At 71.6% G+C, this 4,392-nt stretch carries 3 protein-coding genes; all 3 read left to right on the forward strand.

Annotated elements, in window-relative coordinates; translation table 11 throughout:
- Positions 1-116 precede the first annotated feature (116 nt).
- Positions 117-800, forward strand: coding sequence for a GntR family transcriptional regulator (locus WH07_RS33375; RefSeq protein WP_046508475.1), 684 nt, complete (start codon positions 117-119; stop codon positions 798-800).
- Between the two features lie 113 nt (positions 801-913).
- On the forward strand, positions 914-3,721 hold the full coding sequence (locus WH07_RS33380; protein ID WP_106409744.1) for a dolichyl-phosphate beta-glucosyltransferase: 2,808 nt from the start codon (positions 914-916) through the stop codon (positions 3,719-3,721).
- Between the two features lie 180 nt (positions 3,722-3,901).
- Positions 3,902-4,392 (forward strand): hypothetical protein (locus WH07_RS33385; protein ID WP_046508477.1); only part of this gene is annotated, 491 nt, incomplete at its 3' end.

Consider the following 4,392-nt stretch of genomic DNA (forward strand, 5'->3'; position numbering starts at 1 on the left):
GGGAGGGGCAAGGAGAGCGGAGGGACAGAGAGGGGCAAGAAGAGCGGGGAGGGCAGGAAGGGGCGCCGCGCCGCTGCCTTAAGGTGTCGGGAGCCGGATGAGGGGAACGAAAGACCATGCCCGCCAGCGGAGCCGTGACCCGCAGCACCTTGCGGCAGCAGATCGCGGACGCGCTGCGTGACGAAGTGCTGGCAGGGCGTTTACTGCCGGGGCAGGAGTTCACCGTCAAGCAGATCGCCGAGCAGTACGGCGTCTCGGCGACCCCGGTCAGGGAAGCCCTGGTCGATCTCTCCGCACAGGATCTGCTCGACTCCGACCAGCACCGCGGTTTCCGGGTGCACCGGTTCTCGATCGACGACTTCCGCGGCATGGTCGAGGCCCGCGCACTGATCGTGGACGGTGTGTTCGGCAGGCTGGAGGGCGAACGGCCGGCGGCCCAGGCACACGGTACGGAGCTGGTGTCCGTACGGCGCCGGGCCGAGGAGGCCGCACGCGCGGCGAGATGCGGCGACCTGAACATCCTGATCGGCTACGACCTGCGATTCTGGCGTGAGCTGGGCGCGCTGGTCGCCAACCGCTATGTCGCCGATTTCCTGCACAGGCTGCGCGTCCAGGCATGGGTGTTCTCCGTCCCCTTCCTCCGCGAGGAGACCGAAGGCGGAAAGTGGCTGTGGAACGGGCATGAGCAGCTCGTCGACGCACTGACCCTCGGCGACGCCGCCGGGGTACGCGCCGTGATCGCGGAGTACGACGACCACGCGCTCAAGTGGGCCGACAGACTGGAGAGTTCGCCGCGGTGAGCGGAGACGGGGGCGGGGACGGCGTGAACGCATCGGAGCCGGCGGACGGGACGGCCGCGCCGGGCGCGGACGGGGGCGACCAGGGCGGCGCCCCCGGCGCGCACTCCGGGCGTGTGGATCTCAGCGTTGTTGTACCGGCGTACAACGAAGAGGCCCGTTTGCGCCCCACCCTCGATGCCATTCGCGCGTATCTGACCGCCGACCCGGGCCGCTGGGGCGTGTGGGAGCTGATCGTCGTCGACGACGGTTCCACGGACGGTACGGGGGCGATCGCCGCCGAGGCCGCGGCCGGTGAGCCGCGGATCCAGGTGCTGACCAGCGACGGCAACCACGGCAAGGGCCATGCCCTCCGGCAGGGCGTCCTCGCTTCGTACGGCCGTCGTGTCCTTGTCACCGACGCCGATCTCGCCACCCCCATCGATGAACTGGACCGGCTCGACAAGCAGCTCACGGCGGACGGCGGGGGCGCGGCCATCGGTTCGCGCGCCCACCCCGACGCGAGCATCGAGGTACGGCAGCTCGCCCTGCGCGAGTGGCTCGGGCGCGTCGGCAACCGGCTGATACAGCTCGTCGCCGTCGACGGCATCAGCGACACCCAGTGCGGCTTCAAGCTCTTCGACGGCGAGCAGGCACGGGTGGCCTTCGCCGCGTCCCGGCTGGACGGCTGGAGCATCGACGTCGAGATCCTCCGCTTCTTCCGGCGCTCCGGCTGGCCGGTGACAGAGGTCCCGGTCCGCTGGGCGCACCAGCCGGGCTCGAAGGTACGGCCGCTGGACTACGGCAGGGTGCTGCTGGAACTCGTACGGCTCCGGGCGGGAGGCCCGAGCGAATCGGGTGGCGCTGGCGTGTACGCCCGTACGACCGCGGGAGACGGCCCGGACGCCCGTACCGCGCCCCGTACAACCGCCCCCGCCGCCGGCGCTCCCCGCTCCCGCCGGACCGATCTCGCCGTCGCCGGGCTGTTCCTGCTCGCGTCCCTCTACCTCTACAACGGCCTGTGGGCCGATCTCGACCACGCCTATCTCGCCGACGCCGGGTCGGACCAGAACCAGTGGGAGTGGTTCTTCCGGGTCACCGCCGACAATGTCGTGCATCTGCGGAACCCGCTGTTCACCACGCTCCAGAACTTCCCCGACGGCGTGAACCTGATGGCGAACACCACCATGCTCGGGCTCTCCGTCCCCCTCACGCCCGTCACGCTCGCGCTGGGCCCGACCGTCACCTGGGCGCTCGTGCTCACCCTCGGTCTGGCGGCCACGGCCTACTCCTGGTACTGGCTGTTCGCGCGCCGGCTCGTCCGCGACCGGCGTGCGGCGGCGCTCGGCGCGGGGCTCGCGGCGTTCGCGCCCCCGATGATGTCGCACGCCAACGCGCACCCCAACTTCCTCGTCCTCTTCATGATCCCGGTGATCATCGACCGGGCGCTCCGGCTCTGCGAGGCCCGGGGCCCGAGGGGCGAGGACGCCGAAGCACGCCGCGTCATGCGGGACGGCCTGCTGCTCGGTATCTTCGTCACGTATCAGATCTTCCTCGGCGAGGAGCCGCTGCTGCTCGCCGCGATGGGCATGCTGCTCTTCGCGCTGGCGTACGCGGTGGTACGGCGCGATGTCGCACGCGTGGCCCTGCGCCCCCTGCTCACCGGGCTCGGCTACACCCTCCAGGTCTGTCTGCCCCTGCTCGCGTTCCCGCTGTACTGGCAGTTCTTCGGCCCGCAGAGCTACCACAGCGTCCTGCACGGCGACAACGCGGGCAACAGCCCGCTCGCCTTCCTGGAGTTCTCGGGCCGCGCGCTGCTGGGCGACGAGGCGACGGCCGACGCGCTCGCGATGAACCGTACCGAGCAGAACGCCTTCTACGGCTGGCCGTTGATCGCCCTCGCCTTCGGGATCGTGGTGTGGCTGTGGCGGCTGGCCGCGGTCAGAGCGCTGGCGTTCACGGCGATCGCGGCGGCGCTGCTGTCGATGGGGCCGAAGGTCCGTATCCCCTTCACGGACGTCGTACTGACGGGCCCCTGGCGGGCCCTCGCCCACCAGCCGCTCTTCGAGTCGGTCATCGAATCGCGGGTCGCGATGATCTGCGCCCCGGCGCTCGGCGCGCTGCTGGCCCTGGCGACAGCCCGGCTGACTGCCCTCGCGGCCACGGCGTACGCCGGCGCCGGCACCGGTCCGGACGCGGATCGGGATGCGGGTGCCGGTCCGGACGCGGATCGGGGTGCCGGTGCCGATACGGGCGGGGATCGGGGTGCCGGTGCCGATACGGGCGTCGGCGCGGGCACACGTGCGCCAGTGGACCCGGTCGCCGCCGCGCGCCGGCGCAGGCACCGGCTCATCGGGCTCGCCGCGGTGGCCGCGGCCCTGGTCCCGATCCTGCCGACCGCGCTGCCGGTACGCGACCGCCCGGACGTGCCGCCGTTCATCGCCGACGGGATGTACCGCGCGTACGTCACGAAGGGCGAGTCCGTCGTACCCGTACCGCTGCCCGATCCCGGCAGCGCGGAGGCGCTGCACTGGCAGTCCGCGACCGGCCTGGGATTCTCCGTGCCCGGCGGCTACTTCAACGGGCCCTGGGGCGAGGAACGCATCGGCATCTACGGCGCCCCCGCCCGCTACACCTCGAACCTCTTCCGCGATGTCCGCTACGGCGGCCAGGCCCCGGTCATCGGCGCCAACTGGCGGGCGCAGGCACGCTACGACCTCGCCTTCTGGCGGGCGGGCGTGGTGGTGCTCGCGCCCCAGGCCAATGACGCGGCACTGTACGAAATGCTGGAGAAGCTGCTCGGACGCCCGGGGAAGCGGATCGGGGGCGTCTGGATCTGGGACCTGCCACCGACCGGTGGTACGGGCACAGGCACAGGCACGGCCACGGGTACGAGAGCGAGCGCTGGAGCGAGCGCGGCGGCCGGAGCCCTCCGTAACGGATGACGCGCGCCGGCACGGCGTCCCCAAGGCGACCCGCGCGCTCCCGAGGCCACCCGACGGAGCGTCAACCGCCTGGTCGCACAACCGCGCCCCGACGGGGACCCTTCGCTGAACGTGCCCGCCGCATTACGCTGTCCCGACCATCGCGCGCACGCGTACGACCCGTTGGAGAGCGAGCCTCCCTTGGCCTGTGACCTGTGGTTGGTCCCCCTCGTCGATGTGCTGTGCCACAGCCCCGACAATCCCTTCGCCGAAGAGATCGCCGTGTACGACAAGGCGCTCGGCGACGCCGGGCTGCCGTCCGTCCCCGTCTTCGCCTATATGCCGGGCCTCTCGGGCGATGTCGCCCCGGTCGCCGGCTTCGACTACGACGCGCTGCACTTCCTGCGCCGCGCCTACCTGCTCCAGCTCTGCGGCCTCGCGGTGACGCCGGTCGGCGAACTGGGCGGGGATTACGAGCAGTTGCTGGAGATGTTCGAGTCGACGGCCCAGCAGTCGCATCTCGTCTGGCACTACGACCACGCCGGCGCGTATGTCCCGGTGGACTACGACGCGCCCCTGTCGAACGATGAACTCCTCGCGGGCGGCGGCCCGTTGGGCTCCACGCAAGGGCTGCTGCGGGAGCTGGAGATCGTCGCCCCGGCGATCGGTATCGACCCGGCCAACCCCCCGGC

The sequence above is a fragment of the Streptomyces odonnellii genome, assembly GCF_000981895.1.
Classification (GTDB): domain Bacteria; phylum Actinomycetota; class Actinomycetes; order Streptomycetales; family Streptomycetaceae; genus Streptomyces; species Streptomyces odonnellii.